Origin of the sequence: Pseudomonas japonica (assembly GCF_900188455.1) — a bacterium.
GTDB classification, from domain to species: Bacteria; Pseudomonadota; Gammaproteobacteria; order Pseudomonadales; family Pseudomonadaceae; genus Aquipseudomonas; species Aquipseudomonas japonica.
This window is the reverse complement of record NZ_FZOL01000001.1, coordinates 79,288-104,390: the sequence shown is the minus strand read 5'-3', so window position 1 is coordinate 104,390 and position 25,103 is coordinate 79,288. Positions and strand designations below refer to the sequence as shown.

Sequence of the window (25,103 nt, the reverse complement as noted above, 5' to 3'; positions counted from 1 at the left end):
CCTATTCGCAGTTTTTTGGAGAACACTCATGATCCCAGTCATCCTGTCCGGTGGTAACGGTTCGCGCCTGTGGCCGCTGTCGCGCAAGCAATTCCCCAAGCAGTTCCTCGCCCTCACCGGTGAGCACACGCTGTTCCAGCAGACCCTCTCGCGCCTGGTGTTCGAGGGCATGGACGCGCCCATCGTGGTGTGCAACAAGGACCACCGTTTCATCGTCAACGAGCAGCTGGGCACCCTCAAGCTGGAGACCCAGGCCATCCTCATGGAACCCTTCGGCCGCAACACCGCGCCGGCGGTGGCGCTGAGCGCGATGAAGCTGGTCAACGAAGGCCGCGACGAACTGATGCTGGTGCTCCCCGCCGACCATGTGATCGATGACCAGAAGGCCCTGCAACGCGCCCTGGCCCTGGCCACCATCGCCGCCGAACGCGGCGAGATGGTCCTGTTCGGCATCCCCGCGACCAAGCCGGAAACCGGCTACGGCTACATCCGCTCCAGCCAGGACGCACTGCTCCCCGAGGGGGTCAGCCGGGTCGCCCAGTTCGTCGAGAAACCGGACGAAAAGCGCGCCCGCGAATTCGTCCAGGCCGGTGGCTACTTCTGGAACAGCGGCATGTTCCTGTTCCGCGCCAGCCGCTTCCTCGAAGAGCTGAAGAAACATGACCCGGACATCTACGACACCTGCCTGCTGACCCTCGAACGCAGCCACGAAGACGGCGACAGCATCAGCATCGACGACGCCACCTTCGCCTGCTGCCCGGACAACTCCATCGACTACGCGGTGATGGAAAAGACCCAGCGCGCCTGCGTGGTGCCGCTGAGCGCCGGCTGGAGCGATGTCGGCTGCTGGTCGTCGCTGTGGGACGTGCATCCGAAGGACGACCACGGCAACGTCACCAAGGGCGACGTGGTGGTGCAGGACAGCCGCAACTGCATGATCCACGGCAACGGCAAGCTGGTCTCGGTGATCGGCCTGGAGAACATCGTCGTGGTCGAGACCAAGGACGCCATGATGATCGCCCACAAGGACAAGGTTCAGGGGGTCAAGCAACTGGTCAACACCCTCGACGCCCAGGGCCGCAGCGAAACCCAGACCCACTGCGAGGTGTACCGGCCGTGGGGCTCCTACGACTCGGTGGACATGGGCGGGCGCTTCCAGGTCAAGCACATCACGGTCAAGCCGGGCGCCAGCCTGTCGCTGCAGATGCACCACCACCGCGCCGAGCACTGGATCGTGGTCTCCGGCACCGCCGAGGTGACCTGTGACGAGAACGTCTTCCTGCTCACCGAGAACCAGTCGACCTACATCCCGATCGCCTCCATCCACCGCCTGCGCAACCCGGGCAAGATCCCGCTGGAGATCATCGAGGTGCAGTCCGGCAGTTATCTGGGCGAGGACGACATCGAGCGCTTCGAGGATATCTACGGGCGCTCGACGCCCCTCGAACGCGGCGTGTCGATCAAGACCATCGCCCAGTAGCGCCGGCGGGCAATGACAGATCCCCTGCCTGACGACTAGGATCAGGGGATCGTCTTTCCCGGGGCATTGCACATGATCATCGGCATCCTGCTCATCCTGACCTGGCTGGTCCTGCTCCTGCGCTACCCGGCCAAGGCGCTGCCGGTGTCGCTGGCGGCGCTGCTCGGGCTGGTCATGGTCGGGCTGTGGGTGGTCTGGCTGGACAACCGCGAGGCACGCCAGCTGGCGCGCCTGGAACTGCGTCTGGACTACGCCCCGCGGGAGTGCCCCGCCGGGCGCCCGCTGCGGGTGAGGATGAACAACGGCAACGACGTGCCGCTGGTGGAACTGCGCTGGCGCGTCGCCGCCTATGCCCCCGGCGATACCGTCAACCTCGCCGAGAACACCTACGCCGCGCCGCGCTATCGCGGCCCCGGCGAGCTCCAGGCCGGCGCCGACTGGAGCGACTGCCTGCCACTGCCGCCCCTGCGTCCGGGCTACCGTGCGCAATCCCTCGAATTTCGTGCCGAACATCTGCAGGGCAGCTTCGCCGACTAGCATTTTTGTCAGTTTCGCGAAATCCCGCACAGGTGTTGAATGACGCTCATGAACCGCCTGCCGGCAAGGAAGGCCCCCATGGACGTGCGTCGCCTGACATCCCTCGACTCACTGGAAGCACTGCTGCAAACCGATGAACGCGAGCGCCCCGGATTGATCCTGGTCGGTGCCACCACCGTGCCGCAGACCTTCGCCCTGCTCCCGCACATCGAGGAGCTGGCCGACCTGCTGCCGCAATTCGTGTTCTACGCCCTCGACCTCGACGACTACCGCGCGCCGCGCCGGGCACAGGCCCTGAACCGGCTGTTGCAGGCCTTGCACATCGATGCACCGGCGCAGATCCTGCTGCCCAGCAACTGCCCGCCGACGACCTTGCACGCCACCCGCGGCGAAGACATCGACAAGGCACTGAAGCGGCTGTACTGACGCTTCCCCGGACGCCAGACGGAACTCGCCCATGACCGCCCCCGCGTCCCCGCATACCGCCACGCCGACCCTGGCCGCCGTCGATCCCCGCGGCCTGGCGCTGCGCAGCGTCGGCTACTGCCGGGCGAGCAGCGAGCAGACGCCCGCCGCGCGGGTCGAGCGCTACGCGTACAACGCCGCCGGCCAGCGCCAGACCAGCTGGGACCCGCGCCTGTGGGCCCAGGGCAGCGCGGCGAACCTGAAACAGGTACACGGGTTGTCCGGCCGCCTGCTGCTGAACGACAGCGTGGATGCCGGCTGGTCCCTGCGACTGCTCGCCGAAAGCACTCTGCCCGTGCTCGCCTGGGACGCCCGCGGCAGCCGTCGACGTCTGGGCTACGACGAACGGCTGCGCCCCGTGGAAATCGCCGAGACGCCGGTCCAGGGCGGTGAAAAAGTCAGCGAGCGCTACGAGTATGCCGGCGCCGACAGCGGCTTCACCGCGCACAACCAGTGTGGACGGTTGCTGCGTCATGACGATCCCGGCGGCACCCTGCACCTGCGCGGCTATGCCCTGGGCGGTGCACTGTGCCGACAGACCCGGCATTTCCTCCAGGCCCTCGACGCCGTGGACTGGCCGATCGCGGCCGCCGAGCGCGACGCCTTGCTGGAGCCTGGCGACGGTTTCTCCAGCCATGAGACCCATGACGCCACCAGCCAGCTGATTTCACGCACGGATGCGCGGGGCAACCAGACCCTGTTCAGCCATACCCTCGACGCCCGCCCCGGGCCGATTGCCCTGCGCCAGGCCGGGGCCAGCACCGCCACGCCGCTGCTGACCCGCGTGACCTACGATGCCTGGGGCCAGGTCGAGCAGCAGACCGCCGGCAACGGCGTGCTCAGCCACTACACCCGCGATCCGGCCAGCGGCCGCCTGCTGCGCCTGCAGCACGGCGTCCCGGGGCTGCCCGCGCTGCAGGACCTGCACTACCAGCACGATCCGCGCGGCAACCTGGTCGAGATCGTCGATGCGGCCATGCCGGTCCGGCATTTCGCCAACCAGCGCATCGAACCGCGCTGCACCTATAGCTACGACAGCCTCTACCAACTGGTCGAGGCCAGCGGCCACGAGTTCGCCGATACCGTCCCGGGCCCGGGCCTGCCGCCGTTGCAGCCGTTGCCCGTCGACCCGACACGGCAGCGCAACTACCGCCAGTACTACGACTACGACGCCGCCGGTAACCTGGTGCGCCTGCGCCATGTCGGCGAGCACTGCTACACCCGCGGCATGCAAGTGGCCAGCGACAGCAACCGCGCCCTGCCCATCGCCCCCGCACGGGCCGACTTCGACAGCGCTTTCGATGCCGCCGGCAACCTGCTCGGCCTGCTTCCCGGCCAGGACCTGACCTGGAATCCGCGCAACCAGCTCGAACGGATCCGGCCGGTCACTCGCGAGCAGGCGCCGGACGACGAGGAATGCTACCGCTACGACAGCACCGGCCAGCGCCTGCGCAAGACCACCCGGCGCCTGGCGTCGGGCCGTACCCTGCTGGCCGAGGTCCGCTACCTGCCGGGCCTGGAACTGCGCAGCGACGATGCCAGCGGCGAACGCCTGCAGGTCATGCGCTGCGGGGTGGCGGAGGTTCTGCACTGGGAGCAGGGCTTGCCGTCCCGGCTCGCCAACGACCAGCAGCGCTACCCGCTGCGCGACCACCTGGGCTCGCACAACCTGGAGCTGGACGCGCAGGCCACGCTGCTCACTCACGAGATCCACTACCCCTTCGGCGGCACGGCCTGGTGGGCCGCTGCGAACAGCAGCCAGGCACGCTGCAAATGGCGTCGCCATGCCGCCAGGGAAATGGACGCCAGCGGCCTGTACTACTACGGCCAGCGCTACTACGCGCCGTGGCTGCAGCGCTGGATCAGCCCGGACCCGGCCGGCCCGGTCGACGGCCTCAACCTGTACCGGATGGTCGGCAACGACCCGCTGAACTTCGGCGACCATCAGGGCAAGGTGAAGATTCCGGTGGACATCCTGCTGGTGGATGTCCTCGACCCGATCAGCGAGTCGATCGGCACCGGCTGGTACGAGGAACTGCGCTGGGAGGCCGGCAGCCATGGCTTCATGCCGTCGCGCACGGTGTACAGCCGGGGCATGGCGCCGCTGGGCAGCGCCGAGGCGCAATGGTCGCTATCCGACGAAGGCAGCGCGGTGGCCCTGTTCCGTGATCAGCAAGGCAGCCTGCGCCTGTTCGCCAACACCTTTCATCAGCACATGGGCATCCAGCCCGACATGGGCCTGCCCCTGTTCGCCGGGCTGATCCAGCGCGGTGGCGACGGCCAGGTCGTCTTCAGCAATCACTCCGGGCATTACAAACCGCCGGCCGCCGTCGCCGAGGTGACAGCGCTGCTGAACGAACTGGCGCCCACCGCCGCCCTGCGGTACGCGCCGATTGCCGAGTCCGCCGACTTCGCAACGCGACCGCGGCTCGACCAGGTGACGGGGCCCGAGGCCTACGCGGACCTGGTCAAAGCCTTTCGCGCCGACAAGTCCAGGCTCATCGATTACCTGAAGAGCAACGAACTGTGGGACGCCGCCCGTGCCGAACACCAGGACAACGAGGTCCTGAATGTGCTGTTCGACATGGCCGACCACGGCCTGAGCGCCGACCAGGTCCATCAGCGTCGCCGTGCCGAGGCCCAGACCGCGGCGACCTCGGCCACACCGCGGCGCCAGCGCCCGCGACCGAGCAACCCGCCGCCACCCTCGCGGCAAAGCGCCGTGGTGCCACGTCGGTCGGGCGGGTTCTTCGATGTGCTGCGCAAATGCGTGGGACGTTGAAGGGCCGCCAATCCGGGCTATGATCGCTGCTTCCCCTTACAAGGATCGATCCATGCCCGTTGCCCTGATCACCGGTTGTTCCAGCGGCATTGGCCGCGCCCTTGCCGACACCTTCCGCGATGCCGGTTTCAGCGTCTGGGCCACGGCACGCCGTGGCGAGGACGTCGACCTGCTGCTGGCGGCGGGGTTTCGCGCGTGGAAGCTGGACGTCAACGACGCCCAGTCCCTGGCCCTCCTGGCCGAGGCGCTGGAAGCCGAACACGGCGGCCTCGACGTGCTGATCAACAACGCCGGCTACGGTGCCATGGGGCCCTTGCTCGACGGCGGCGTCGAAGCGATGCGCCAGCAATTCGAAACCAACGTCTTCGCCGTGGTCGGCGTGACCCGCGCGCTGTTCCCGCTGCTGCGCCGCAGCCGCGGCCTGGTGGTGAACATCGGCAGCGTTTCCGGGGTCCTGGTGACTCCGTTCGCCGGCGCCTACTGTGCCTCGAAGGCCGCGGTGCATGCCTTGAGCGATGCCTTGCGCCTGGAACTGGCGCCGTTCGGGGTGCGGGTGATGGAAGTGCAGCCGGGTGCGATCCAGTCGAGTTTCGCCAGCAATGCCGGACACCGCGCCGAGCAGTTGCTGACACCGGAGTCACCGTGGTGGCCGCTGCGCGAAAACATCCGCGCCCGGGCCCGGGCCTCGCAGGACCGGCCGACCCCGGCCAGCGCGTTCGCCGCCGGCGTGCTGCGGGCCGTGCGCCAATCGCCGACGCCGGGGCTGGTCAGGCTGGGCAATGGCAGCCGCGCCTTGCCGTTGCTGGCCAGCTGGCTGCCGAGCGGGTTGCTGCAGAAGGTGCTGAAGAAGAAATTCGGGCTGGATCGGCAGTTGTAATACCTTTGCGGCCTCATCGCGGGCAACGCCCGCTCCCACAAGGTTCGGCGGTGCACAGGATGCCCGCGATGAGACCAACGAAAGACTCAGGCGATCGACCGCACCACCCCGCCGTCCACCCGCATCGCCGCCCCGGTGGTTGCGCTGGCCTGGCGCGAGGCCAGGTAGACCACCAGGTTCGCCACTTCCTCCACCGTCGCCAGGCGCTGGATGATCGAGCTCGGGCGGTGCTCGGCGATGAAGCCGGCTTCCAGCTCGGCCGTCGACACACCCTGTGCCCTGGCCATCTCGGCAAAGAAATCGCCCACCCCTTCCGAGCGGGTCGGTCCCGGCAGCACGGCATTCACCGTCACCCCGGTACCGGCCAGGGTTTCCGCCAGCCCGCGGGACACCGCGAGCAGCGCGGTCTTGGTGGTGCCGTAGTGGATCATCTCGGTGGGGATCTGCAGTGCCGATTCGCTGGACAGGAACAGCACCCGGCCCCAGTCACGCTCCTTCATGCCCTGCGCGTAGTGCCGCGACAGGCGCACCGCGCTGAGCACGTTGACGTCGAAGAAGCGTTGCCACTCTTCGTCGCTGATCTCGAAAAAGCCCTTGGGCTCGAAGATGCCCAGGTTGTTGACCAGGATGTCGGTCTGCGGCACCAGGTCGAACAACCTGCGGGCGCCTTCGGCCGTGCCGAGGTCGGCGGCGACGCCGATGATCCGCGCCGCCGGCACGCGCTCGCGCACCTGCTTGAGGGCCTGGTCGACCCGCGCCTGGGTGCGCCCGTTGAGCACCACCTCGGCGCCCGCCTCGGCCAGGCCGATGGCGATGGCCAGGCCGATGCCGGCGGTGGAACCACTGACGATGGCGCGTTTGCCGTTCAGGGAAATGTGCATGATCTGCCTCCCGGTTGATCAGAAATTCGTGGAAAACATCATTGTGGGAGCGTGCAATCAATGACTGGCCACAGGTTCATCGAACGCCTGCCAGCCACCGCCCAGGGCCTTGTACAGGCCCACCAGGGCCTGGGACACCGCCGCCGAGCTGTCGATCCACTGCTCCTCGCTGGCCAGCAACGCACTTTGCACGCTGAGCACGTTGAGGAAGTCCACCGCCCCCTCCACGTACTGGCGCTGCGCGGTCTCCAGGGCGATGCGGTTCTGTTGCACCGCCTCGGCCAGGTGATCGCGACGCAGCTGACTGGCGTTGTACAGGCGTAGCACATCGTCGATTTCATGCCAGGCCCGCAGCACCACCTGGCGGTAGTTCAGCGCCGCTTCCTGCTGCTGCGCCTCGCGTAGTTCAAGCACGCCACTCAGGCGCCCGCCTTCGAACAACGGCAGGGAAATCTGCGGGCCGATGGCGAAACGACGGGCGTCCCAGGCCCCGAGATCACTCAGTTGCATGGCCTGGAAGCCGAGGTTGCCGGACAGGCGAATGCTCGGATAGAAGTCGGCCTTCGCCACGCCGATGCTGGCCGTGGCGGCATGCAGGCGCGCCTCGGCCTGGCGAATGTCCGGGCGCCGCTCGGCCAGTTCCGACGGCACACCGATGGCGAAGCGCTGCCGCGGCGCCGGCAGTTCGGCGGGCGCCAGCAGTTCGCTTTGCAGGCTGCGCGGCGGCTCGGCGGCGAGCAGGCCGAGGGCATTGATCAGATCCGCTTCGCGCGCTTCCAGGGTGGGCAGGCGGGCTTCGATGGACGCCACCTGCGCGCTGGCCTGGGCCACGTCGAGGCGCGTGGCGACGCCCTGGGCCAGACGGTCGTTGGACAGTTCCAGGCTGTGCCGCGCCACCTTGAGGTTGTCGCGGGTCACCGCCAGGGTGTGCTGCACGGCGCGCAGCTGGATGTAGTCGCCCGCGGTTTCCGCGAGCAGTGCCAGCAGCACGCCGCGCCGGTCGTTTTCCGCGACTTCGACGCTGGCATCGGCGGCTTCCACCTGACGTCGCACGCGGCCCCAGAGGTCCAGTTCCCAGCCGGCGACCAGATCGCCCTGCCACAGGTTGTAGACCTTGCGGCCGGCATTGCCCGACGGGTCGCTGAGGCCTTCGGCACTGTTGCGCGCGCGGCTGTAGCCGGCGTTCAGGTCCAGCGCCGGGGTCTGCTCGGCGGCGATGCTGCTGCGCAGGGCGCGGCTCTGCACGAGACGGGCGCTGGCCATGCGCAGGTCCAGGTTGTTCTGCGCGACGCGCTGGATCAGCGCACTGAGCCGAGCGTCGTGAAAACTCTCCCACCAGCGCGCCTCCAGCGGCTCGGCCTGCGCCTGGCTGGGCGCGGCCTCGCCCTGCAGCGGCGCCCACTGCTGTGGCGCCTGGCTGTCGGGTCGCTGGAAATCAGGCCCCAGGGTGCAGCCGGCGAGGACCACGCCGAGCAGCAACGGGCTCATGCGAAACAGGCTGTTCATCGCGCACTGACCTCCTTGCCGGCGAGGACATCGCCCTGGGTGTCGATGCGCGCTTCCACCGACATGCCCACGCGCAGGCGCTGCAGCAGCGGCTGGTCGGCGTCGAAGACGATCTTCACCGGAATGCGCTGGACCACCTTGGTGAAGTTGCCGGTGGCGTTGTCCGGCTTGACCGCGGCGAAGGTCACCCCGGTCGCCGGAGCGATGCTCTCGACGTGACCGCGCAGGGTCTCGCCGGAAAAGGTATCGACGCTGATCTGCACCGGCTGCCCCGGTTGCACGTGGGTCAGTTGGGTTTCCTGGAAGTTGCCGACCACGTAGGCGCGGTTCAGCGGCACCACCGAAAGCAGGCGCGCCCCCGGGTTGACGTAGGCGCCGATGCGCAGCGCGCGCTCGCCGACCATGCCGTCCACGGGGGCGACGATGCGCGTATAGGACAGGTCCAGGTTGGCCTTCTCCAGCCCCGCTTCGGCGCGCTTGAGCTGGCCGTCGGCACTGGCCACCTGGGCTTCGAGGATATCCACCTGCTTGCGCGTCGCCAGCAGCGCGGCCTCGGCATTGGCCAGGCGGGCGCGGGCCTGATCGACCCCGCTGCGCGCCTGCTGGGCGTTCTGCACGGTGCCGGCGCCCTGCTCGGCGAGGCGGCTGTAGCGGGTCACTTCATGATCGGCGAAGGCCGCCTCGGCCTGGGCCGCCTTCACCGCGGCCGCGGCCTGGGCGATCAGCGCGGCCTGCCGCTCCAGGGTCGCGCGGGCATCGGCACTCTGCGCCCGGGCCACCAGCAACTGGGCCTGGGCGGCATCCAGCGCGGCCTGGTAGTCGCGGGCGTCGATGGTCGCCAACAACTGCCCGGCCTGGACCTGCTGGTTGTCTTCCACCAGGACTTCCTTGATGAAGCCGGCCACCTTCGGCGCGACCACGGTGTAGTCGGCGCTGACATAGGCATCGTTGGTACTTTGCGAATGATCGTTGCCCAGCAGGTGCGGGCCCACGATCGCCGCGCACACGGCGATGGCGAGCAGCGAGCCGATGAGGATGTTCTTGCGTGTGTTGGTCATAGCGACAATCTCTTGTTCGTCCAGGCTCAGGCCACCGCGCGCGGTGGATAGACCCGGGTGGGCACGAAAGGAATCAGGCAGATCAGGGCCGCGGCGATGCAGGCCATGACCAGGTAGAGGTCGGCCGAGGTCAGTACCAGGGCCTGTTCATGAATGCGCCGGGCCAGGCCGGCGACGCTGTCGTCGATCAGCGGTGCGTTGCCGAGGCTGTCGGCGAGATGCGTGGAATGGAAATGCCGGCGCACAGTGCCGAGGGCGTCGAGCAGACCACCGGCGACCACCGCGGCGAGGCCCTTGACCGTGTTGAACCAGGCCGAGGCGAACGGGCCTTCCTGCGGGGTCATCCCGTTGGTCGAAAGCATCAGCAGCGGCAGCACCGCCATCGGCTGGCCGAACACATGCAGCAGTTGCAGGACATAGAAATTGTCGCGAATCCACGCCGAGGTCAGTTGGGTGCCGCCGATGCAGGCGAGCATCAGCATGCCCAGGCCACAGGCCAGGACCCAGCGGCAGTCCACCGCGCGGATATTGCACAGCGCCGCCACCAGCGGCAGCGAGAGCAACTGCGGCATGGCCACCAGCAGCATCAGCGGGCTGGTCTGCGCCGGGCGATAGCCCTGGATCTGCGCCAGGTACGCGGAGGGAATGCTGATCGCCGCGGACAGCACGATCAGCACCCCGGCCAGGGTCAGCAGGGCGAAGCTGAGGTTGCGCCGCTGGAGCATGCGCAACTGGAAGAACGGCAGCGGCTCGGACCACTCGTTGAACAGGAACAGCACCAGCAGGACCAGGCCGCCGCCGAGCAGCCAGCTGATCAGCGGCGAATCGAACCAGCCCCAGCGATCGCCCAGGGTCAGGCCGAGCACCAGCGAGCTGATCGCCGGCAGGCCGAGCAGCACGCCGCGCCAGTCCAGCTGACGGAAACGTTCGAGGCGCAGCGGGTCCTGCGGCAGGCCCCAGCCGACGCAGATCATCGCCAGCAGCGAGGGCAGGATGATCTGCCAGAACGACCACTGCCAGCCGACATACTCGGTCCACAACCCGGCCAGCGGCGTGCCGAGGTTGGGGCCGAAGGTGGCGGTCAGGGCGTAGCAGGCCAGGCCGTAGACCTTGATCCCCGGCGGCAGGAAACGCAGGGCCACGCTCATCAGCATCGGTGGCAGCGCGCCGGAGGCCAGGCCCTGGAGGATGCGCAGCAGCATCAGGCTGTGCAGGTCCGGCGCATAGGGCTGGACCAGCCCGAGCACGGCGAACAGGCCGATGGCGGACAGGGTGAAACGGCGCAGGGAAAAGGTCGCCGCCAACCACGGCGAGAAGGCCATGGCCGACACCGAGGCGGCGGCATACACCGCCACCAGCCAGGCGCCTTCGTCGGCGCCGATGCCCATGGCGCCACGGATATCGGCCAGCGAGACCTTGGTCACCATCTCGTTGAGCCCGGCACAGAGTACCGCCAGCAGCACACCGAACAGCCCCACCACCACCCGCGGGCCGAACGGCTGCGCGGGGGCCGCCGCTACGGGAGCGGCAGCCGGCGCGGCGAGGGGCGCGGACAGGGACGTCATCAGAAATCTCCAGCAACAAATTGACTGGAGAGAGTCTAGAAACCCGTAATGCTGACGAAAACTGACTTATTGGCAGTTTACAGTTGCACGAAACGCAATCCGCCGGTCACGGGTCGACTTCGCAGCAGGTTTTCAGGGTCTGGCGCAGCCAGCGGTGGGCCGGATCGTTGTGAAAGCGCGGGTGCCAGGCCTGCATCACGGTGACCCGCTCCAGCGGCAGCGGGATCTCGAAGGAGCGCAGCGGCAGGCCGAGGCGCTGCACGCTGTTGAGAATATTGGCCGGCATCGGCAGGATCAGGTCCGACGCCGGCAGGGAGAACATCGCCGAGTGGAAGCTCGGGGTGATCAGCGCCACCCGCCGCTGCACCTTGTAGTTGGCCAGTTCGACATCGATCGGCCCGTTGGCCCGACCGCGCCGCGAGACGCTGATCTGCGGGTAGGCGGCGAAGGTCTCGGGGGTGATGTCGCGGTCGAAGATCGGATGGTCGCGCCGCGCCAGGCCGACATAGACGGTGTTGAACAGGCTCTGCACCTTGATCTCCGGGCCCAGGTCGATGGTCGAGCTGATGATCAGGTCGGTGCGTCCGTCGCGCAGCACCAGGTCGTCGTCACCGCCGCTCTCCGGGACGAAGCGCAGCACGGTGCGCGGCGCCTGCTCATGCATCATGCTCAGCAACTGGGCGCCATAGAGGGCGATGAACAGGTCGTTGGTGCGGATGTTGAAGGCACGATCCAGGGTCGGCAGGTGCACCTCGTCGCCACCATGGAACACCTGGCCGGCCTGCTCCACCAGGGTCCGCACCTGTTCCTGCAGGGCCAGGGCCCGCGGCGTGGGGACCAGACCGCGACCGGCGCGGACCAGGACCGGATCGCCGAGGGCTTCGCGGATCCGGCTCAGCGTCCGGCTCATCGCCGCCGGGCTGAGGTTCATGCGCTGGGCGGCACCGACCACGCTGCCCTCGTCGAGCAGCGCATCGAGGGCGACAAGCAGGTTCATGTCCGGGAGTTGCATGGCCAGATTCCGTTTGGCGAATGATGGAAAGGCGATGGTAGCAGCTCGGTGGATTGCGTCGGACGCAACATTCCAGTGCATGCCAGGCCATTTATCAGGGCAGTGGTATAGATCGAGAATGCCCTGCTTTCGCCGTTTTCCAAGGAGTTGCCCATGCCCAGCCCGGTTCTGATCGCCATCGATGCCTCACCGTCCCGCACTGCCCTGCTCGATCTGGTGCGGCGTTACTGCCGGCCACGGGAGCATCAGTTGCATGTGCTGCTGGCGATCGACAGCAGCTTCGCCGTGCATGACCATGCCGCGCCCTATACCCGTGGCGAGCTGGCGGAGTACCCAGCGGCCTGCGATGAGCAGCAGCAGGCCGAGCGCGCGGTGGCGGAGGTGGTCTGGGCGCTGCGCGACAGCGGGTTCGGGAGCTGCGTGGGCAGCATGGTGGCCAAGGAGCCGGTCGAGGCCATCGTCGACCGGGCGCGGGAGCTGGGCTGTGAATTGATCGTGATGGGCCACCGCCACCTGTCGCGCTTCGGGCGGCTGCTGGATCCGTCGATCAGCGCCAAGGTGATCGATCGGGTGGCCTGTCCGGTGCTGGTGGGTGTTGCTGGCGCAGCGTGATGCTCTTCCCGCAGGTTGTCACTCCTGCGCCTTTCGTCGCCCACTCGGCCCGCACCTTGCTAAGGATCTGAACTCCCCCTTTTTCGGCCAGTCAATCGATGACTGTCATTGCAAGGTGAAGCGTCATGCACAACCCCTTTCAACAGATCAGCGCCGCGTTTTCGGCGCGCTACCGGGTCAACCTGAGCATCGAGCGCCTGGATGGCAGCATCATGCTGACCCTGTCCGACGACGATGGCAGCGTCGTCGCCAAGCGCCTGATCAGCCCGGCCCAGCGCAACGATCCGCAACGCCTGGAACGGCTGATCGACAGCGTGAACTTCGGCATTGCCATCGAGCAGGGGCACAGTGCGCTGGAGGTGCTGGCGGCGATGACCGAACGCGAGGCGGGTGCCCGTCGCTGGAACAGCGGTGTCCACCATTGATAGGCCGGCTCAGTCCCCCCAGAACACCCCGCTGACATCGATGGCCCGGTCCTCATCGACAAACGCCACCCGCCGCCGCACCTGCCGGTACAGCTGCGCGGCGCCCTCGCCCAGGCGGATGTCACCACGCAGATCCACCGCCTGCGCCGCGATCACCGCTTCGATACGGGTCAGCCAGTCCAGGCGCTGCAGCAGCGTGGCGGTCTTTTCCACCACGCCCAGCGCCTGCCCGGCATAGTCCTCGACCCGGTCCGCCACCGGCACGCTGAGGGCCGGCAACGGATTGGCCAGGTGCACGATCTCCGCTACCAGCGCCGCCGCGGTGCGCTGCAAGGCCGCCAGGCCGACCTGTCCCGGCCTGGGACTGAGCGCCCGCGGCAACTCGCTGGATGACGGCGACAACAGCTTGGCCATGCGCTCGGCACTCGCCACCGCGACCCGGCTCAAGGCCAGCCCCAGGCCCTCGAACGCCAGCGCCAGATGGGTGCTGTCGAAGTTGGCGGTGACCAGCACCTGGCGGTTTTCCTCGACCAGCGCCGGGTTGTCCGCGCCACTGCCCAGCTCGATGTCCAGTACCTCGCGGGCCTGCTCCCAGGCGTGTCGCGCCGCACCCAGCACCACGCTGGCGCAGCGGAAACTCAAGGGGTCCTGCAGACGCCGCGCCGCGCCCGGATCGAGCAGAGCGCTACCCGCCAGCAAACCCAGCAAGGCCGCCGACGCCTCGGCCTGCCCCGGCGCCGGCCGCAGGCGCGCGGCCCACGGCTGGAACGGCACGAGGCTGGCGCGATAGCCCTCGCAGGACAAGGCCAGCACCGCCAGTTGCCGCTCCAGCAGACGCCCCGCCTCGGCCACCAGCAAGGCCCCCAGACCGATGCTCGCCGAGTTGGCCGAGACCAGGGCCAGACCGTCCTTGTCCCTCGCCAGCAACGGCGGCAGACCGGCACGACGCAGCGCCTCCAGCGCCGGCAGACGCTCGCCGCGATACTCGACCCAGCCCTGCCCCTGCAAGGCCAGGGTCACATGGGCCAATGGCGCCAGGTCGCTTTCACCCAGCGAACCGAGCAAGGGCACCTCGGGATGGATGTCGTGCTCAAGCAAGGCCTGCAAGGCCTCGGCACCGCGCAGGGAAATCCCCGAGCGTCCCTGGGCCAGCCCGGCAAGGCGCGCGCAGAGGATCGCGCGCACTTCGCGGCGTGACGCCAGGCGCCCCACACCCACCGCGCGCCCAGCGGCGATGCGCCGCTGGAAGTCGCCATCGTCCTGGCGCTGATCCACCGCCGCGCCGAGCCCGGTGCTCACGCCGTAGATCGGGATACCCGCGGCGATCAGTTCGAGCAGCAGACGGTGCCCAGCCGCGATGCGCTCCCGCGCCGCCTCGCTCAGGCGCAACGGCGCGCCGTCATCCACCACCGCCAGCAATTGCGTCAGCGTGAAGCCGCCGCGCCCCGGTTCCAGCGTACTCATGCAAAGCGCAGCCGCTGACCGATGCCCAGACGCCTGGCTTTTTCCAGCAAGGCATGGCCAAGGGCGATATCGCTGAGGCTGAGGCCGCGATGCCAGAACAGAATGGTTTCCCCCGGATGCTCACGGCCCGGTTTGCGCCCGGCGACGATCTCGCCGAGCTCGGCATGCAGGGTCTGCGCACTGAGTCTGCCGGTCTCGACATGGGCGCGCAGCGCACCGAACTGCCCGCCCTTGCACTGGCCCCAGTCGTCCACCACCAGCTTGTCCATGATATCGGTCAGCGACAGTTCCACCGCGCTCATGGTCCCGTAGGGCACGACGAAGGCCCCGGGCTTGATCCACTCGGTGCGCAGCAGGGGTTGCGGACGTTCCAGGCGCGAGGCTTCGACGACGATATCGGCGCCGCGCACGGTGCTTTCCCAGTCCTCGGTGACCCGCACTGGCTTGCCCAGGTCGCGGCGCAGGCGCTCGGCGAAGGCCTCGCGGCTTTCCACCCGACGCGAGTGCACGCGGATCTCGTCGAAATCGAACAGGTGATCGAGCAGGCGCACATTCCAGTAGGCCGTGCCGCGCGCGCCGATATGCGCCAGCACCTTGCTGCGCGGATGGGCCAGGTGACGGGCACCGATGGCGGTCAGCGCGCCGGTGCGCATGTCGGTGATCGCCGAAGCGTCGAGAATCGCCTGGGGCACGCCGGTGGCCGGGTCCATCAGGTTGAGGATGGCCAGCTCCGAGGGCAGCCCCAGGCGGTAGTTGTCGACGAAATCGCCGACCACCTTGACCCCGGCGCGGCCGATGTCGCCGCCCAGCACGCCACGCAGGACATTGAAGTGACCGTTGACGCCCTGACCGGGAATCAGGTGGGTACGCGGCTCGATCACCGCCTCCCCGCGCCCTTGCAGGGTCAGCCCGGCCTCGACGGCGGCGAGGATCTCGTCGTTGTCGAGGTTCAGTTCGGCGATGTCCAGGCCGTTGAGAAAATCGATATGGATCGGTGCCATGGCAGCCTCGCTCATCACAGGCTCCCGCTGACTTTCGCCGCCACGTCCGCCGGCACCCAGGCGCTCCACACCTGTGGATGCTCACGCAGGAAGGCCTGGGCCACGGCACGCGGTTGCAGGCGCTTTTCGCTCATCTGGCCGAGGGTCTGGTTGAGCAGGTCGATGGGCAGGTCGACCTTGCTGAAGAACTCGACCAGCTCCGGATACTGCGCATGGAAAGGCGCCGACACACCGATCGCCAGGCGCGCCGGCATCGAGCGGCTGCCTCGCGGGTTGGGGTGGCTGGCGTTGGACAGGGTCTTCCAGGCTTCGGCATCGAACGGCGGCTCTTCCAGCTTCACCAGCTTGTAGCGGCCCAGCAGCGGGGTCGGCGACCAGTAGTAGAACAGCACCGGCTTGCCGCGGCGGATCGAGGTCGCTACCTCGGCATCCAGCGCTGCGCCGGAGCCGGTGCGGAAGTTGACGAAGCTGTCGTTCAGGCCGTAGGCCTTGAGTTTCTGGCTGTTGACGATTTCCGAGGTCCAGCCGGTGGGGCTGTTGAGGAAGCGGCCCTTGTCGGGGGACTCGGGGTCGCGGAAGACGCTGGCGTAGCGCGGCAGGTCGGCCACCGATTTCAGTTCCGGGGCCAGGGGCCGGATGCCGCGCTCGGGGTCGCCCTTGATGACGAATTCCGGCACCCACCAGCCTTCGGTGGCGCCCTTGACCGTGTCGCCGAGGCCGAACACCTTGCCTTCGGCTTCGGCCTTGACCCAGGCCGGACTGCGCCCGGCCCATTCCTCGCCGATGACCTGGATATCGTTCTTCGCCAGCGCCGCTTCGAGGCTGACGGTGCTGCCCGGCAAGGTGTCGGTGGGGTAGCCGTAGCCCTTTTCGACGATGGTGCGCAGCAGTTCGGTGATCAGGCTGCCGCTTTCCCAGGTGATGTCGCCGAAGTGGATGGGTTGCGCCTGGTCGCTGGCGTGAGTGGTCAGGGAGAGGGCCAGGAGTGAGGTGGCCAGCAGGGATTTGAGTCGTTTCATGGGTGCCTCGGTGCCGAGGGGACCGCTCTGCGGTCCTTCGCGGTGGTTCGTCACACGACAAGCCACGCTCCTACGGGGTTGCGCGTTCGTAGGAGCGCGGCTTGTCGTGTGACGAACCACCGCGAAGGGCCGCAAGGCGGCCCCGAAAAGGTCAGAAGTCGTAAGTCAGCTTGGTGTAGTAGAACGCCCCCTCCGGCGCCGACGGCGCGAGGTAGCTGTACTGCTGCCCCGGCGTCTGGCGCAGGCGGAGATTGAAGTCATCCGGCTTGCTGTCGAACAGGTTGTTGGCGCCCACCGACAGTTTCAGTTGCTTGCTGAACGCATAGTTCACGTCCAGGTCGGTGTTCCACTGCGCCGAGAAGGTCTGGTCGTACCGCGCATTGGCCGCCGAGGCCGCGTACTTGCGGTATTCGCCATAGCGGGTCTGGGCCAGGCTGACGGTCCATGGCCCATAGCGATGCACCGCGCCCAGGACCAGCTTGTCCTCCGGGTAGCCATGCTCCAGATAGCCACGCGCCTCGCGGGTCAGTACATCGAAGCCATAGGGGTTGGCATTCACCGACTCGATGGTGGTGCGCGCCTTGGTGTAGCCCGCCGACAGCGCCAGGTTGCCGAAGCGCTGCAGGTCGAGGTTGTACTTGCCGACGATATCGACGCCACGGGTGCGGGTATTGGCCGCGTTGGTCATGAACTGCGCCCAGCTGTACTGGCCGTAGCCGGCGGCGGCGAGGATGCGCTCGGCGTCCGGACCGGAAATGCCGCCGCTGTAGAGCAGGCGATCGCGGATGGTGATCTGGTAGGCGTCGATGGTCAGCGAGGCCTGCTCGCTCGGCCGCAGCACCAGGCCCAGCGAGTAGTTGGTCGACTTCTCCGGCTTCAGCGCCTCGGCGCCGAGGGCCTGGGCCGCCGGGTGGTCCACCGGCAGCATGCGGGTGAGCACCGGATTGCCGTTGACATCGACGTTGGTGGTGGTGGTCCAGGAGGTGCCGATCTGCCCCAGGGTCGGTGCGCGGTAGGCGCTGTTGATGGTGGCGCGCACGCCGATTTCCGGGGTCAGTTCGTAGCGTGCCGAGACCTTGCCGGTGGTCGCCGAACCGAAGTCCGAGTAATTCTCGGTACGCCCGGCGATACCCACCTGGAACTTGTCGGTGAGCTGGTTCTCCAGGCCGAAGTACACCCCGCCGACATCGCGCCGGTAGCGCCCGGCGTCGTCCGGCGTCAGGCCGGAGGCCTGCACCGCGCCGACCTGCACGCCACCGATGCCGCCGAAGGAATAGGAGTCGTAGTCGCCCTCTTCCAGACGGTACTGCTCGTGCCGGTAGGCAAGCCCCGCGGACACCGTCAGCGGGTTGTCCGACCAGGCCACGGCCAGGTCCTTGGCGTAGTCGACGCCGAGGTTGGTCTGTTCGTTGATCAGGGTGGCGACGTCGAACTTGGTCGGGCTGTTGGCACCGTAGCTCGGGTTGACCGTATCGAACGCCAGCTCGTCATGCTTGTCGCGGCCATAGGTGGCGCTGATATCCAGGCGTCCGAGGGTGGCGTCCTCGAAGCGCGAGCCGACGGTGAACGAGGCGTCCTCGTAGCGATAGCGGTACTTGGGAATGGTCCCGTTGGGGTACAGCGCCGCCACGTTGTTGGGGTTGGACGCCAGCAACGGCGGCGTGTTGTTCACCGACTTGTCCTGGCCGAAGGTGGCGAAGCTGTACAGCCGCCACTGGTCGTTCAGGCCCACCTCGGCGTTGGCCGCGAGGTTGTACTTGTCACGGGAGGCACCGCCCCAGCGCGGGTCCTGCCAGGTGCCGCCGGCCTGGTACTCGTCGCCGATATCGGTGGGCTTGGTGTTGACCCCGTTGAAGCTCAGGGTGAGGAAACCGTCGCCGGGCAGACCGAGGCCGTACCAGCCGTCGGCGCTCTTGCTGAAGCCATCGCCCTGGCCGTACTTGCCCACCTGGGTGTTGAGCTGGCCGCCGCTGTCGCGCTCCTTGAGGACGATGTTGACCACCCCGGCCACCGCGTCGGAACCGTACTGGGCCGAGGCGCCATCACGCAACACTTCCACATGGTCGATGGAACTGATCGGGATCATGTCCAGATCCACCGGCTGCGAACCAATGAACGGCACGCCACCGGAAATGTTCACCACCGCCGAGGCATGCCGGCGCTTGCCGTTGACCAGCACCAGGGTCTGGTCCGGGGCCAGGCCGCGCAGCGAGGCGCCCTTGGGGTTCTGGCCGCGGGTGGCGCTCTGGTTCTGCGGGAAGTTGAACGACGGCAGCAACTGGAACAGTGCCTGGTTCAGGGTGGTGGCGCCGGTCTGCACCAGTTCCTCGTTGTTGATCACATCCACCGGCGCGGCGCTGGTCAGGGCGGTGGCGTCGCTGCGCCGGGTACCCAGGGCGACCACCCGGTCCAGGGTCGGCACGCTGGCCCCGGCACTGTCGTGGCTGGCCACCCGGCTCGTGGCGGCGGCGGTGCTGGCCGAGGGCTCGGCGCGGCGGTCCTTGATGATGAAGGCGCCGGTCGGGCTGACTTCCAGGGCCAGGCCGGTGCCACGCAGGGCCGCGCTGATGGCCTGCTCGGCGGACAGGTCGCCGTCGACCCGGGCCGAGGAATAGCGCCCGAGCTCCGGGGTGAAGGAAATCACCTGGCCGCTCTGCCGGCTGATGTTCAGCAGCACTTCGTCCAGCGGACCCGGGTTGATGTGATAACGCTGCCGGGCCTCGTCGGCGAATGCCGAGGCGCTGAGCAGCAGCCCCACCAGCGGGCCGATGGCGAACGCGTTGCGGACAGTCGTGTTGCGGCGGTTGTTGTGATCGTTCTTGCGCACTGCGATTCCCCCCACGGAATCAAACGACGCTGCTCCCTCGGCAGCGCTTACGTGAGGGTTGTGACGCGGCGCGGGGAAAACTTGCAGATCGTTTGGTTATGGTCTTAGAACCGTGCTCAGGCCGGGACCAGGGTGACCCAGTAAGCGCTGTGGCGATTGACCCGGATCGGCAGCGTGCGGCTCAGGGCCTCCAGCACCACGTCGCTCTGGTCCAGGCGATACAGGCCGCTGACCCGCAGCCCGGCGATGGCCGGATCGAGGCGCAGGATGCCGTGGCGATACGGGCGCAGCGCCTCGATCACCTCACTCAACGGGCTGTCGCGCACTTCCAGCAGGCCGTTGACCCAGGCGCTGTCGCCGCTGCGCACGGCGTGCAGCGGACCGAAGCGATAGCGGTCGTAGCTGACCTCCTGGCCCGCCTGCAACTGCAGGCGGTCGCCGCCGCGGGTGACGATCTGCAAGGCCGCGTCGAGCGCTCCGACCCGGCATTGCGTGCCGCGATCGCGCAACAGCACCTGGGCCACGCCGGCGCAGAGGTCGCCGCCACTGGTACGCACGATGAACGGCCGCGGATCGCCGACCACCCGGATCAGCCCTTCCCCGCCGCGCCATTCGAGCAGCCGACGGTGCCCGTCGAAACGCACGTCCACCGCACTCTGGGCGTTGAGCAGCAGCTCGCTGCCGTCGTCCAGGCGCACGCGCTGGCGCTGCGCGATGCCCGTCGCGATATCGGCGTTCAGCACCTGCAGCGACGGACTGAGGGCCCAGCCGCCGCCGATCATCAGGCCCGCCCCGAGCAATGCCCGCTGCAGCACCTTGCGCCGACTCGCCGGCGCCTCCAGTGCGCGCTGCAGCAGGGCGCCGTCGACCCCTTGGGCGATCGGCACCTGGAACACCCCGAGCGTGCCTTCCAGGCGCTTGCACAACGCTTCGTGCCGCGGGTCGCGGGCACGCCAGGCGAGAAAGGCCTGGCGCTCCGCCTCACTGGCATGGCCGGAACGCAGCAGGACGATCCAGCGCGTGGCCTGTTCGATCAGGTGGTCCTGTTCGGCGCTCATGTCACTCCAGGCTGGCCTTGAGACAACGGTGGATGGCCTTGGCCATGTAGTCGCTCACCGAGCGTTGCGAGATGCCCAGTTGCGCGGCGATTTCCGGGTAGGTCAGGCCGTTGACCTGGGACAGCAGGAAGGTCGCCTTGACCTTGGCCGGCAGGCCGTCGAGCAGGTTGTCGATGATCTGCAGCGCTTCGAGCATCTGCGCCAGTTCTTCCGGCGACGGCGCCTGGGCCTCGTCGTCATGCAGCAGGGCGTCGAGGTAGGCGCGTTCCAGGTCGCGGCGTCGCCAGAGCTGGTACATCAGGCGCTGGGCGATGGTGGTGAGCAGCGCCCGCGGCTGGCGGATCGGTTGCACGGCGGGAGCGCTGAGCAGTTGCACGAAGGTGTCGGCGGCGATGTCTTCCGCCACCCCGCTGCCGTCGCCCAGATGCCGGCGCAGGCGTGAACACAACCACGAGTAATGGCTGCGGAATAGACCGCCAACGTAATCGCTGTGCGAAGTGTCGAAACCGGACATGAATGACTCCAGAAGGAGGATTGCGTGAAATGTCCGGTGGTCCGGTGACGCCATGCTAGAGGGACTGCTTATTCTTTAAAAATATTTAAATCGCATTCATTTATTCGATTATGGAATTAATTGCGCCAATCCCCGGCGTGCCGCTTCGTCCTGGTAATCCAGGAGGATCTGGTAATCGCCTTCGCTGGCCGGGAGGATCTCGCCGATCGCCAGCGTCTCGGCGAACGCCGGCAAGGTGTGGTTCAAGGCTTCGCGGATACGCTCGGCGCCCGCCGCGTCGAGATGCGCCGGGCCGATGAACGGCAGGCTCGGGCTGGGCGCGCTGAGCGCGACGAGTTTCAGACCCGCGACTTCCTCGCTGTGATCCCGGGCCAGGTAGCCATGGGTGACGCAGTCGATCGCCGCGAGGTCGCCGCGCCCTTCGCGCAGGGCACGCAGGCTGTCGCGGTGGCCGCCGGTATAGCTGATCGTGGAAAAGAAGCGGCCGTCGCGCTGCAGGGGCGCGAGGCGGTGGCGCAGCAGGTTCATCCCGGAATTGGAGTCGGGGCTGTTGACCAGGCCGTGGCTGCCGAAGAACGCGTGCAGCTCGTCACGCGGATCGTCGGCGCGGGCCAGCAGCAGGCTGCGATGCGTGCCGGCGCTGGCGTGGGGCAGTTCGTAACGCGGGCGGCCGATGACCCGCACCTTGCCGCGCAACAGGGTCATCAGCGGATAGCCGCAGGTCTGGGTGAACAGCAGGTGCGGCGACAGCCACAGCGCCGCCAGGTCCAGGTGGCTGGCGTCCTCGCGCCGCGCGCCCAGGTGCTCCAGGGTGGACTGCAACCAGGCCTCGCTGGCCTCGCGGACCCGTGGCGGCGCCACGTACATCAACAGTTCGGCGTAAGCCATGGGCACTCCAGGTCAGGCAAAGGGATGTTCGGGACTGTCGACGGGGCGCCGGCCGTGGCGGCGCAGCAACTCACCATAGCCGCGCACCAGAAAGCCGCCGCTGCGCGCCAGCCACTGCTCGCGGCGCTGGCGGTAGACGGTGGGCAGGAAAAACCACGGCAAGCCCGGCAGGTCGTGATGCACCAGGTGCAGGTTGAGGTGCAGGAACAGCCAGGTCCAGGGCCAGCCGGCTTCGTTGAGCACGGTGCGCTGTTCCGGGCGCTCGGCGGGGCGGTGTTCGTAGAAGGAACGCAGCATCGCCAGGGACAGCGCCGGGACGCTGGCGAAGAACAGGTACTGGCTGATCGACAGGGCGCTGTATTCGGCGATGAAGGCCAACATCAGCGCGACACACACACCGTGCGTCAGCCACATGCGCCAGGCCTGGCGGTCGCCCTTGCGCAGCCGGGCGAATTCCTCGCGGGCCAGACCGAACAGGGCCTGGGGCGCGCCGGTGAGCAGACGCCCGGCCACGGTCTTGTCCAGCCAGCGCAAGGCGCGGGCCAGGCGCGGCGTGCGTTGCCAGCGGTCGCGGTCGAGGTAGCGGCTTTCCGGGTCGCGGCCGGGCAGGGTCAGGTCTTCGTCACGGTGATGCAGCAGGTGGCTGTCGCGGTACAGGGTGTAGGGATACCAGACGGCGAAGGGCGCGTAGCCGAGCAGCTTGTTCAGCCACGGCAGGCGGGTCGGATGGCCGTGGAGCAGTTCGTGCTGCAGCGACAGCCACAGCACCAGCAGCGGTATCAGCAGCAGCGTGGTCGGCCAGGCGCCGAGCAGCGGACTGCCGAGCACCAGGGCGAACCAGCCGCCATACACCCCGATCAGCAGCAACCAGGTGGGCCACTCGCTGCGCCCGAGAAAGCTGGCCTGCAGGCGCAGCACGTCGTCGCGCTGGGCGTCGTCGAGGTAGTTGGACATTGGCGTGGGGGTCCCGAGTCATGGCTGTGACCCCCTGTGGCTTGAAGCGGCTGAATCTTGCAGATCGTTTGGTTATAGCGTCATGCCGAAATCAGCGACCGTCGTCCACGTCCTTGCCACTGGCATCGATCGCCCGGCTCGACGGATAGCGCGACGAGGCATAGCGCACCACCAGGATCGAGAACGACAGCAGCAGGATCCCGCCGCACAGGTACAGCAGCCCCTCGTCCGGCGCCTTGTGGTGCGATACGTCGCCGATCAGCAGGCGGGTCAGCGCGGTGATCGCCACGTACAGCAGGAAGCGGATCGGCATGTGGTTGGTCTTGAAGTAGATCCCCACCATCGCCCCCAGTTCGAGGTAGATGAACAGCAGCAGGATATCGTCGACGCTCACCCCGCCCTTGCCGAGCATGTCGAAGAAGGTCGTCACCGCTGCCCAGGCGGTGATGCCACCGATGCCGAACAGGGCCAGGTAGTGGAACGACTCGACGCACAGATTGCCCAGCGAGTCGGCGGTGCCGTGCAGGCCCTTGCGCAGTTTTTCAGCCCATTTGATGTTCACGATGCGATTTCCCTGATACGGCCTGGAGGAGGATGCGGCAGACACATGACGCTTTGCCTGCATGCAGTAAAAAGGCCAGCGGCCAGGCTTGAGAAGGCGACCGATTGCCGCAAGGCACGTGTCTCCCGTATCAGGTCGAAAAAACTGGGCTATAAAAAGGCCACTATTCAATGCCGGATGATTACTGTATAAATACCCAGTATTCGTATTCTTCAATTTTTCGAAAAGGCGTGAGGTGATGAATGGCCGTCGAAGTGGTGTACCGCAGCAGCCGCGACCTGGAGCGTTTGTTCATGGATAAAGCCGAAGCAGATCGTCACGACAAGATGCTCGAGCTGGCGGAAATGCTCGCCGAAGTCCTGAAGAAAGCCGTGCCGTCGCTGGATGAGCAGCAGGTCGACGACATCGGTATCTACATGGCGAAAAACCGCGACGTGTTCGCCAAGGCGTTCAAGAGCCAGCCGGATGCCCTGTCCGAGTTGCTCGACGGGTCGCCTGCCGAGGAGTGAGCCTCAGCCGCCGTATACAAGGCGCTCCGCGAGTTGCTCGGCGACGCGCGCCGGTGAGCGCTTTTCCGCCTGGGCGTGGGCGAACACCTCGGTCAGCCGGGTGGGAATCCGCGCCAGGTGCGCAGTGATGGCGGCGGGTTCGACGCCCTGGTGGGTCAGGGCCACGTAGATCAGCCCGCCGGAATTGATGATGTAGTCCGGGGCATAGAGAATGCCGCGGTTCTCCAGTTGGTCGGCCACTTGCAGGCTGGTCAGCTGGTTGTTCGCCGAACCGGCCACCGCCGCACAACGCAGCTGCATCACGCTCTGCCCGGTGAGAATCGAGCCCAGCCCGCACGGGGCGAAGATATCGCACGGCGTACCGACCAGCGCTTCGGAGGCCACCGGTTGCGCGTTGAACTGCTCCATCGCCAGTTGCACCCGCCCCTGGTCGTGGTCGCTGACCAGCAACTCGGCCCCCGCCGCATGCAACTGCTCGGCCAGCGCATAGCCGACATTGCCCAGGCCCTGTACCGCCACCCGCAAGCCTTCCAGGTTGTCGCTGCCCAGCCGTGCCATCGACGTCGCGCGAATGCCGGCGAACACGCCCATGGCCGAATGCGGCGACGGATCGCCGGCGCGGGTGGTGCTGGTGACATGCGGGGTGGACTGGGCGATGCAGTCCATGTCCAGGGTCGAGGTGCCGCTGTCGGTCGCGGTGATGTAGCGGCCTTCGAGGGAGTCGACGAAACGCCCGAACGCCTCGAACAGCGCTGCGCGGTTTTCCACATGAGGATTGCGGATGATCACCGCCTTGCCACCGCCCAGCGGCAAGCCGGCCAGGGCGGCCTTGTAGGTCATGCCCTGGGCCAGACGGATGGCATCGGTCATGGCGCTGTCGTCGTCGGGATAGGCCAGGTAACGACAACCGCCCATCGCGGGACCCAGCCGTTCGTTGTGAATCGCGATCACCGCCTTGAGGCCGGTGGCCGGGTCGATGCACAGGTGCAGGGACTGGGTGCGGGTGCTTTGCATGAGAGCGAACATCTGCGGGCCCTCGTTCAGAGTGCTTCCACCAGTATAGGTGGCACTCCGGCACCTGCGCGGACACTGGACGAAACGATTCCC

General features: G+C 67.6%; 23 protein-coding genes. 8 read left to right on the top strand and 15 right to left on the bottom strand.

The window, feature by feature from the left end:
- Positions 1-28 precede the first annotated feature (28 nt).
- The 5 genes from CHB99_RS00435 (at position 29) to CHB99_RS00415 (ending at position 6,141) form a co-directional block, all read left to right on the top strand.
- Positions 29-1,480 (top strand): mannose-1-phosphate guanylyltransferase/mannose-6-phosphate isomerase, encoded by a 1,452-nt coding sequence (locus tag CHB99_RS00435; protein WP_042122913.1) that lies wholly within the window; start codon positions 29-31, stop codon positions 1,478-1,480.
- Positions 1,481-1,552: 72 nt separating this feature from the next.
- A complete protein-coding gene (locus CHB99_RS00430) occupies positions 1,553-2,017 on the top strand; it encodes a hypothetical protein (protein ID WP_042122912.1) in 465 nt (154 codons plus the stop codon).
- Between the two features lie 78 nt (positions 2,018-2,095).
- Positions 2,096-2,443 (top strand): hypothetical protein, encoded by a 348-nt coding sequence (locus CHB99_RS00425; RefSeq protein WP_042122911.1) that lies wholly within the window; start codon positions 2,096-2,098, stop codon positions 2,441-2,443.
- Positions 2,444-2,474: 31 nt separating this feature from the next.
- Positions 2,475-5,264: an RHS repeat domain-containing protein gene (locus CHB99_RS00420; protein WP_052419395.1), complete on the top strand. Its 2,790-nt coding sequence runs from the start codon at positions 2,475-2,477 to the stop codon at positions 5,262-5,264.
- Positions 5,265-5,316: 52 nt separating this feature from the next.
- Positions 5,317-6,141: an SDR family oxidoreductase gene (locus CHB99_RS00415; RefSeq protein WP_042122910.1), complete on the top strand. Its 825-nt coding sequence runs from the start codon at positions 5,317-5,319 to the stop codon at positions 6,139-6,141.
- 86 nt (positions 6,142-6,227) lie between these two features.
- Here the strand turns inward: CHB99_RS00415 and CHB99_RS00410 are convergent, their stop codons facing one another.
- From CHB99_RS00410 to CHB99_RS00390, 5 genes are all read right to left on the bottom strand, one after another.
- Positions 6,228-7,022, bottom strand: coding sequence for an SDR family NAD(P)-dependent oxidoreductase (locus CHB99_RS00410; protein ID WP_042122909.1), 795 nt, complete (start codon positions 7,020-7,022; stop codon positions 6,228-6,230).
- Positions 7,023-7,079: 57 nt separating this feature from the next.
- Complete coding sequence (locus CHB99_RS00405; RefSeq protein ID WP_042122908.1) at positions 7,080-8,528, bottom strand: efflux transporter outer membrane subunit; 1,449 nt, start codon at positions 8,526-8,528, stop codon at positions 7,080-7,082.
- Positions 8,525-9,586, bottom strand: coding sequence for an HlyD family secretion protein (locus CHB99_RS00400; RefSeq protein WP_042122907.1), 1,062 nt, complete (start codon positions 9,584-9,586; stop codon positions 8,525-8,527). The genes CHB99_RS00405 and CHB99_RS00400 overlap by 4 nt, the downstream gene beginning before the upstream one ends.
- 26 nt (positions 9,587-9,612) lie before the next feature.
- A complete protein-coding gene (locus CHB99_RS00395) occupies positions 9,613-11,151 on the bottom strand; it encodes an MFS transporter (RefSeq protein WP_042122906.1) in 1,539 nt (512 codons plus the stop codon).
- 106 nt (positions 11,152-11,257) lie between these two features.
- The gene (locus CHB99_RS00390) at positions 11,258-12,163 is read right to left on the bottom strand and encodes a LysR family transcriptional regulator (protein ID WP_042122905.1); all 906 of its coding nucleotides are present in this window, start codon (positions 12,161-12,163) and stop codon (positions 11,258-11,260) included.
- Positions 12,164-12,316: 153 nt separating this feature from the next.
- Here CHB99_RS00390 and CHB99_RS00385 point away from each other — a divergent pair, with 153 nt between their 5' ends.
- Together CHB99_RS00385 and CHB99_RS00380 are read left to right on the top strand one after the other, a co-directional pair.
- Positions 12,317-12,775, top strand: a complete 459-nt coding sequence (locus CHB99_RS00385) for a universal stress protein (protein ID WP_042122904.1) — start codon at positions 12,317-12,319, stop codon at positions 12,773-12,775.
- A 125-nt stretch (positions 12,776-12,900) separates the two neighbouring features.
- Positions 12,901-13,200: a DUF3509 domain-containing protein gene (locus CHB99_RS00380; RefSeq protein WP_042122903.1), complete on the top strand. Its 300-nt coding sequence runs from the start codon at positions 12,901-12,903 to the stop codon at positions 13,198-13,200.
- Between the two features lie 9 nt (positions 13,201-13,209).
- Here CHB99_RS00380 and CHB99_RS00375 read toward each other — a convergent pair whose 3' ends face one another.
- The 9 genes from CHB99_RS00375 to CHB99_RS00335 form a co-directional block, all read right to left on the bottom strand.
- Positions 13,210-14,664 (bottom strand): HAL/PAL/TAL family ammonia-lyase, encoded by a 1,455-nt coding sequence (locus CHB99_RS00375; protein ID WP_042122901.1) that lies wholly within the window; start codon positions 14,662-14,664, stop codon positions 13,210-13,212.
- Positions 14,661-15,680, bottom strand: a complete 1,020-nt coding sequence (locus CHB99_RS00370) for an ornithine cyclodeaminase family protein (protein WP_245655589.1) — start codon at positions 15,678-15,680, stop codon at positions 14,661-14,663. The genes CHB99_RS00375 and CHB99_RS00370 overlap by 4 nt, the downstream gene beginning before the upstream one ends.
- Positions 15,680-16,684 (bottom strand): ABC transporter substrate-binding protein, encoded by a 1,005-nt coding sequence (locus CHB99_RS00365; protein WP_042122898.1) that lies wholly within the window; start codon positions 16,682-16,684, stop codon positions 15,680-15,682. Before CHB99_RS00365 ends, CHB99_RS00370 begins: the two co-directional genes overlap by 1 nt.
- Positions 16,685-16,835: 151 nt before the next feature.
- The gene (locus CHB99_RS00360; protein WP_052419394.1) at positions 16,836-19,511 is read right to left on the bottom strand and encodes a TonB-dependent receptor; all 2,676 of its coding nucleotides are present in this window, start codon (positions 19,509-19,511) and stop codon (positions 16,836-16,838) included.
- 116 nt (positions 19,512-19,627) lie between these two features.
- Positions 19,628-20,569, bottom strand: coding sequence for a DUF4880 domain-containing protein (locus tag CHB99_RS00355; protein WP_042122896.1), 942 nt, complete (start codon positions 20,567-20,569; stop codon positions 19,628-19,630).
- Position 20,570: 1 nt separating this feature from the next.
- Entirely contained in the window at positions 20,571-21,083 is a 513-nt protein-coding gene (locus CHB99_RS00350) for a sigma-70 family RNA polymerase sigma factor (protein WP_042122895.1), read from the bottom strand.
- Between the two features lie 108 nt (positions 21,084-21,191).
- Positions 21,192-21,971 (bottom strand): phosphate/phosphite/phosphonate ABC transporter substrate-binding protein, encoded by a 780-nt coding sequence (locus CHB99_RS00345; protein WP_042122894.1) that lies wholly within the window; start codon positions 21,969-21,971, stop codon positions 21,192-21,194.
- Between the two features lie 12 nt (positions 21,972-21,983).
- The gene (locus CHB99_RS00340) at positions 21,984-22,925 is read right to left on the bottom strand and encodes a fatty acid desaturase (RefSeq protein WP_042122893.1); all 942 of its coding nucleotides are present in this window, start codon (positions 22,923-22,925) and stop codon (positions 21,984-21,986) included.
- 91 nt (positions 22,926-23,016) lie between these two features.
- Positions 23,017-23,487, bottom strand: coding sequence for a phosphate-starvation-inducible protein PsiE (locus tag CHB99_RS00335; protein WP_042122890.1), 471 nt, complete (start codon positions 23,485-23,487; stop codon positions 23,017-23,019).
- Positions 23,488-23,729: 242 nt separating this feature from the next.
- Here CHB99_RS00335 and CHB99_RS00330 point away from each other — a divergent pair, with 242 nt between their 5' ends.
- Positions 23,730-23,996 carry a YebG family protein gene (locus CHB99_RS00330; protein ID WP_042122888.1) on the top strand — a complete coding sequence of 89 codons (267 nt, stop codon included), beginning with the start codon at positions 23,730-23,732 and terminating at the stop codon, positions 23,994-23,996.
- Positions 23,997-23,999: 3 nt separating this feature from the next.
- Here CHB99_RS00330 and CHB99_RS00325 read toward each other — a convergent pair whose 3' ends face one another.
- Positions 24,000-25,022: a Leu/Phe/Val dehydrogenase gene (locus CHB99_RS00325; protein WP_042122887.1), complete on the bottom strand. Its 1,023-nt coding sequence runs from the start codon at positions 25,020-25,022 to the stop codon at positions 24,000-24,002.
- Positions 25,023-25,103 lie beyond the last annotated feature (81 nt).

What these genes read in the sequence shown, in the direction of transcription:
- CHB99_RS00435 (WP_042122913.1), top strand. Translation starts at nt 29, where the DNA reads ATGATCCCAGTCATCCTGTCCGGTGGTAACGGTTCGCGCCTGTGGCCG.
- CHB99_RS00430 (WP_042122912.1), top strand. Translation starts at nt 1,553, where the DNA reads ATGATCATCGGCATCCTGCTCATCCTGACCTGGCTGGTCCTGCTCCTG.
- CHB99_RS00425 (WP_042122911.1), top strand. Translation starts at nt 2,096, where the DNA reads ATGGACGTGCGTCGCCTGACATCCCTCGACTCACTGGAAGCACTGCTG.
- CHB99_RS00420 (WP_052419395.1), top strand. Translation starts at nt 2,475, where the DNA reads ATGACCGCCCCCGCGTCCCCGCATACCGCCACGCCGACCCTGGCCGCC.
- CHB99_RS00415 (WP_042122910.1), top strand. Translation starts at nt 5,317, where the DNA reads ATGCCCGTTGCCCTGATCACCGGTTGTTCCAGCGGCATTGGCCGCGCC.
- CHB99_RS00410 (WP_042122909.1), bottom strand. Translation starts at nt 7,022, where the DNA reads ATGCACATTTCCCTGAACGGCAAACGCGCCATCGTCAGTGGTTCCACC.
- CHB99_RS00405 (WP_042122908.1), bottom strand. Translation starts at nt 8,528, where the DNA reads ATGAACAGCCTGTTTCGCATGAGCCCGTTGCTGCTCGGCGTGGTCCTC.
- CHB99_RS00400 (WP_042122907.1), bottom strand. Translation starts at nt 9,586, where the DNA reads ATGACCAACACACGCAAGAACATCCTCATCGGCTCGCTGCTCGCCATC.
- CHB99_RS00395 (WP_042122906.1), bottom strand. Translation starts at nt 11,151, where the DNA reads ATGACGTCCCTGTCCGCGCCCCTCGCCGCGCCGGCTGCCGCTCCCGTA.
- CHB99_RS00390 (WP_042122905.1), bottom strand. Translation starts at nt 12,163, where the DNA reads ATGCAACTCCCGGACATGAACCTGCTTGTCGCCCTCGATGCGCTGCTC.
- CHB99_RS00385 (WP_042122904.1), top strand. Translation starts at nt 12,317, where the DNA reads ATGCCCAGCCCGGTTCTGATCGCCATCGATGCCTCACCGTCCCGCACT.
- CHB99_RS00380 (WP_042122903.1), top strand. Translation starts at nt 12,901, where the DNA reads ATGCACAACCCCTTTCAACAGATCAGCGCCGCGTTTTCGGCGCGCTAC.
- CHB99_RS00375 (WP_042122901.1), bottom strand. Translation starts at nt 14,664, where the DNA reads ATGAGTACGCTGGAACCGGGGCGCGGCGGCTTCACGCTGACGCAATTG.
- CHB99_RS00370 (WP_245655589.1), bottom strand. Translation starts at nt 15,680, where the DNA reads ATGAGCGAGGCTGCCATGGCACCGATCCATATCGATTTTCTCAACGGC.
- CHB99_RS00365 (WP_042122898.1), bottom strand. Translation starts at nt 16,684, where the DNA reads ATGAAACGACTCAAATCCCTGCTGGCCACCTCACTCCTGGCCCTCTCC.
- CHB99_RS00355 (WP_042122896.1), bottom strand. Translation starts at nt 20,569, where the DNA reads ATGAGCGCCGAACAGGACCACCTGATCGAACAGGCCACGCGCTGGATC.
- CHB99_RS00350 (WP_042122895.1), bottom strand. Translation starts at nt 21,083, where the DNA reads ATGTCCGGTTTCGACACTTCGCACAGCGATTACGTTGGCGGTCTATTC.
- CHB99_RS00345 (WP_042122894.1), bottom strand. Translation starts at nt 21,971, where the DNA reads ATGGCTTACGCCGAACTGTTGATGTACGTGGCGCCGCCACGGGTCCGC.
- CHB99_RS00340 (WP_042122893.1), bottom strand. Translation starts at nt 22,925, where the DNA reads ATGTCCAACTACCTCGACGACGCCCAGCGCGACGACGTGCTGCGCCTG.
- CHB99_RS00330 (WP_042122888.1), top strand. Translation starts at nt 23,730, where the DNA reads ATGGCCGTCGAAGTGGTGTACCGCAGCAGCCGCGACCTGGAGCGTTTG.
- CHB99_RS00325 (WP_042122887.1), bottom strand. Translation starts at nt 25,022, where the DNA reads ATGTTCGCTCTCATGCAAAGCACCCGCACCCAGTCCCTGCACCTGTGC.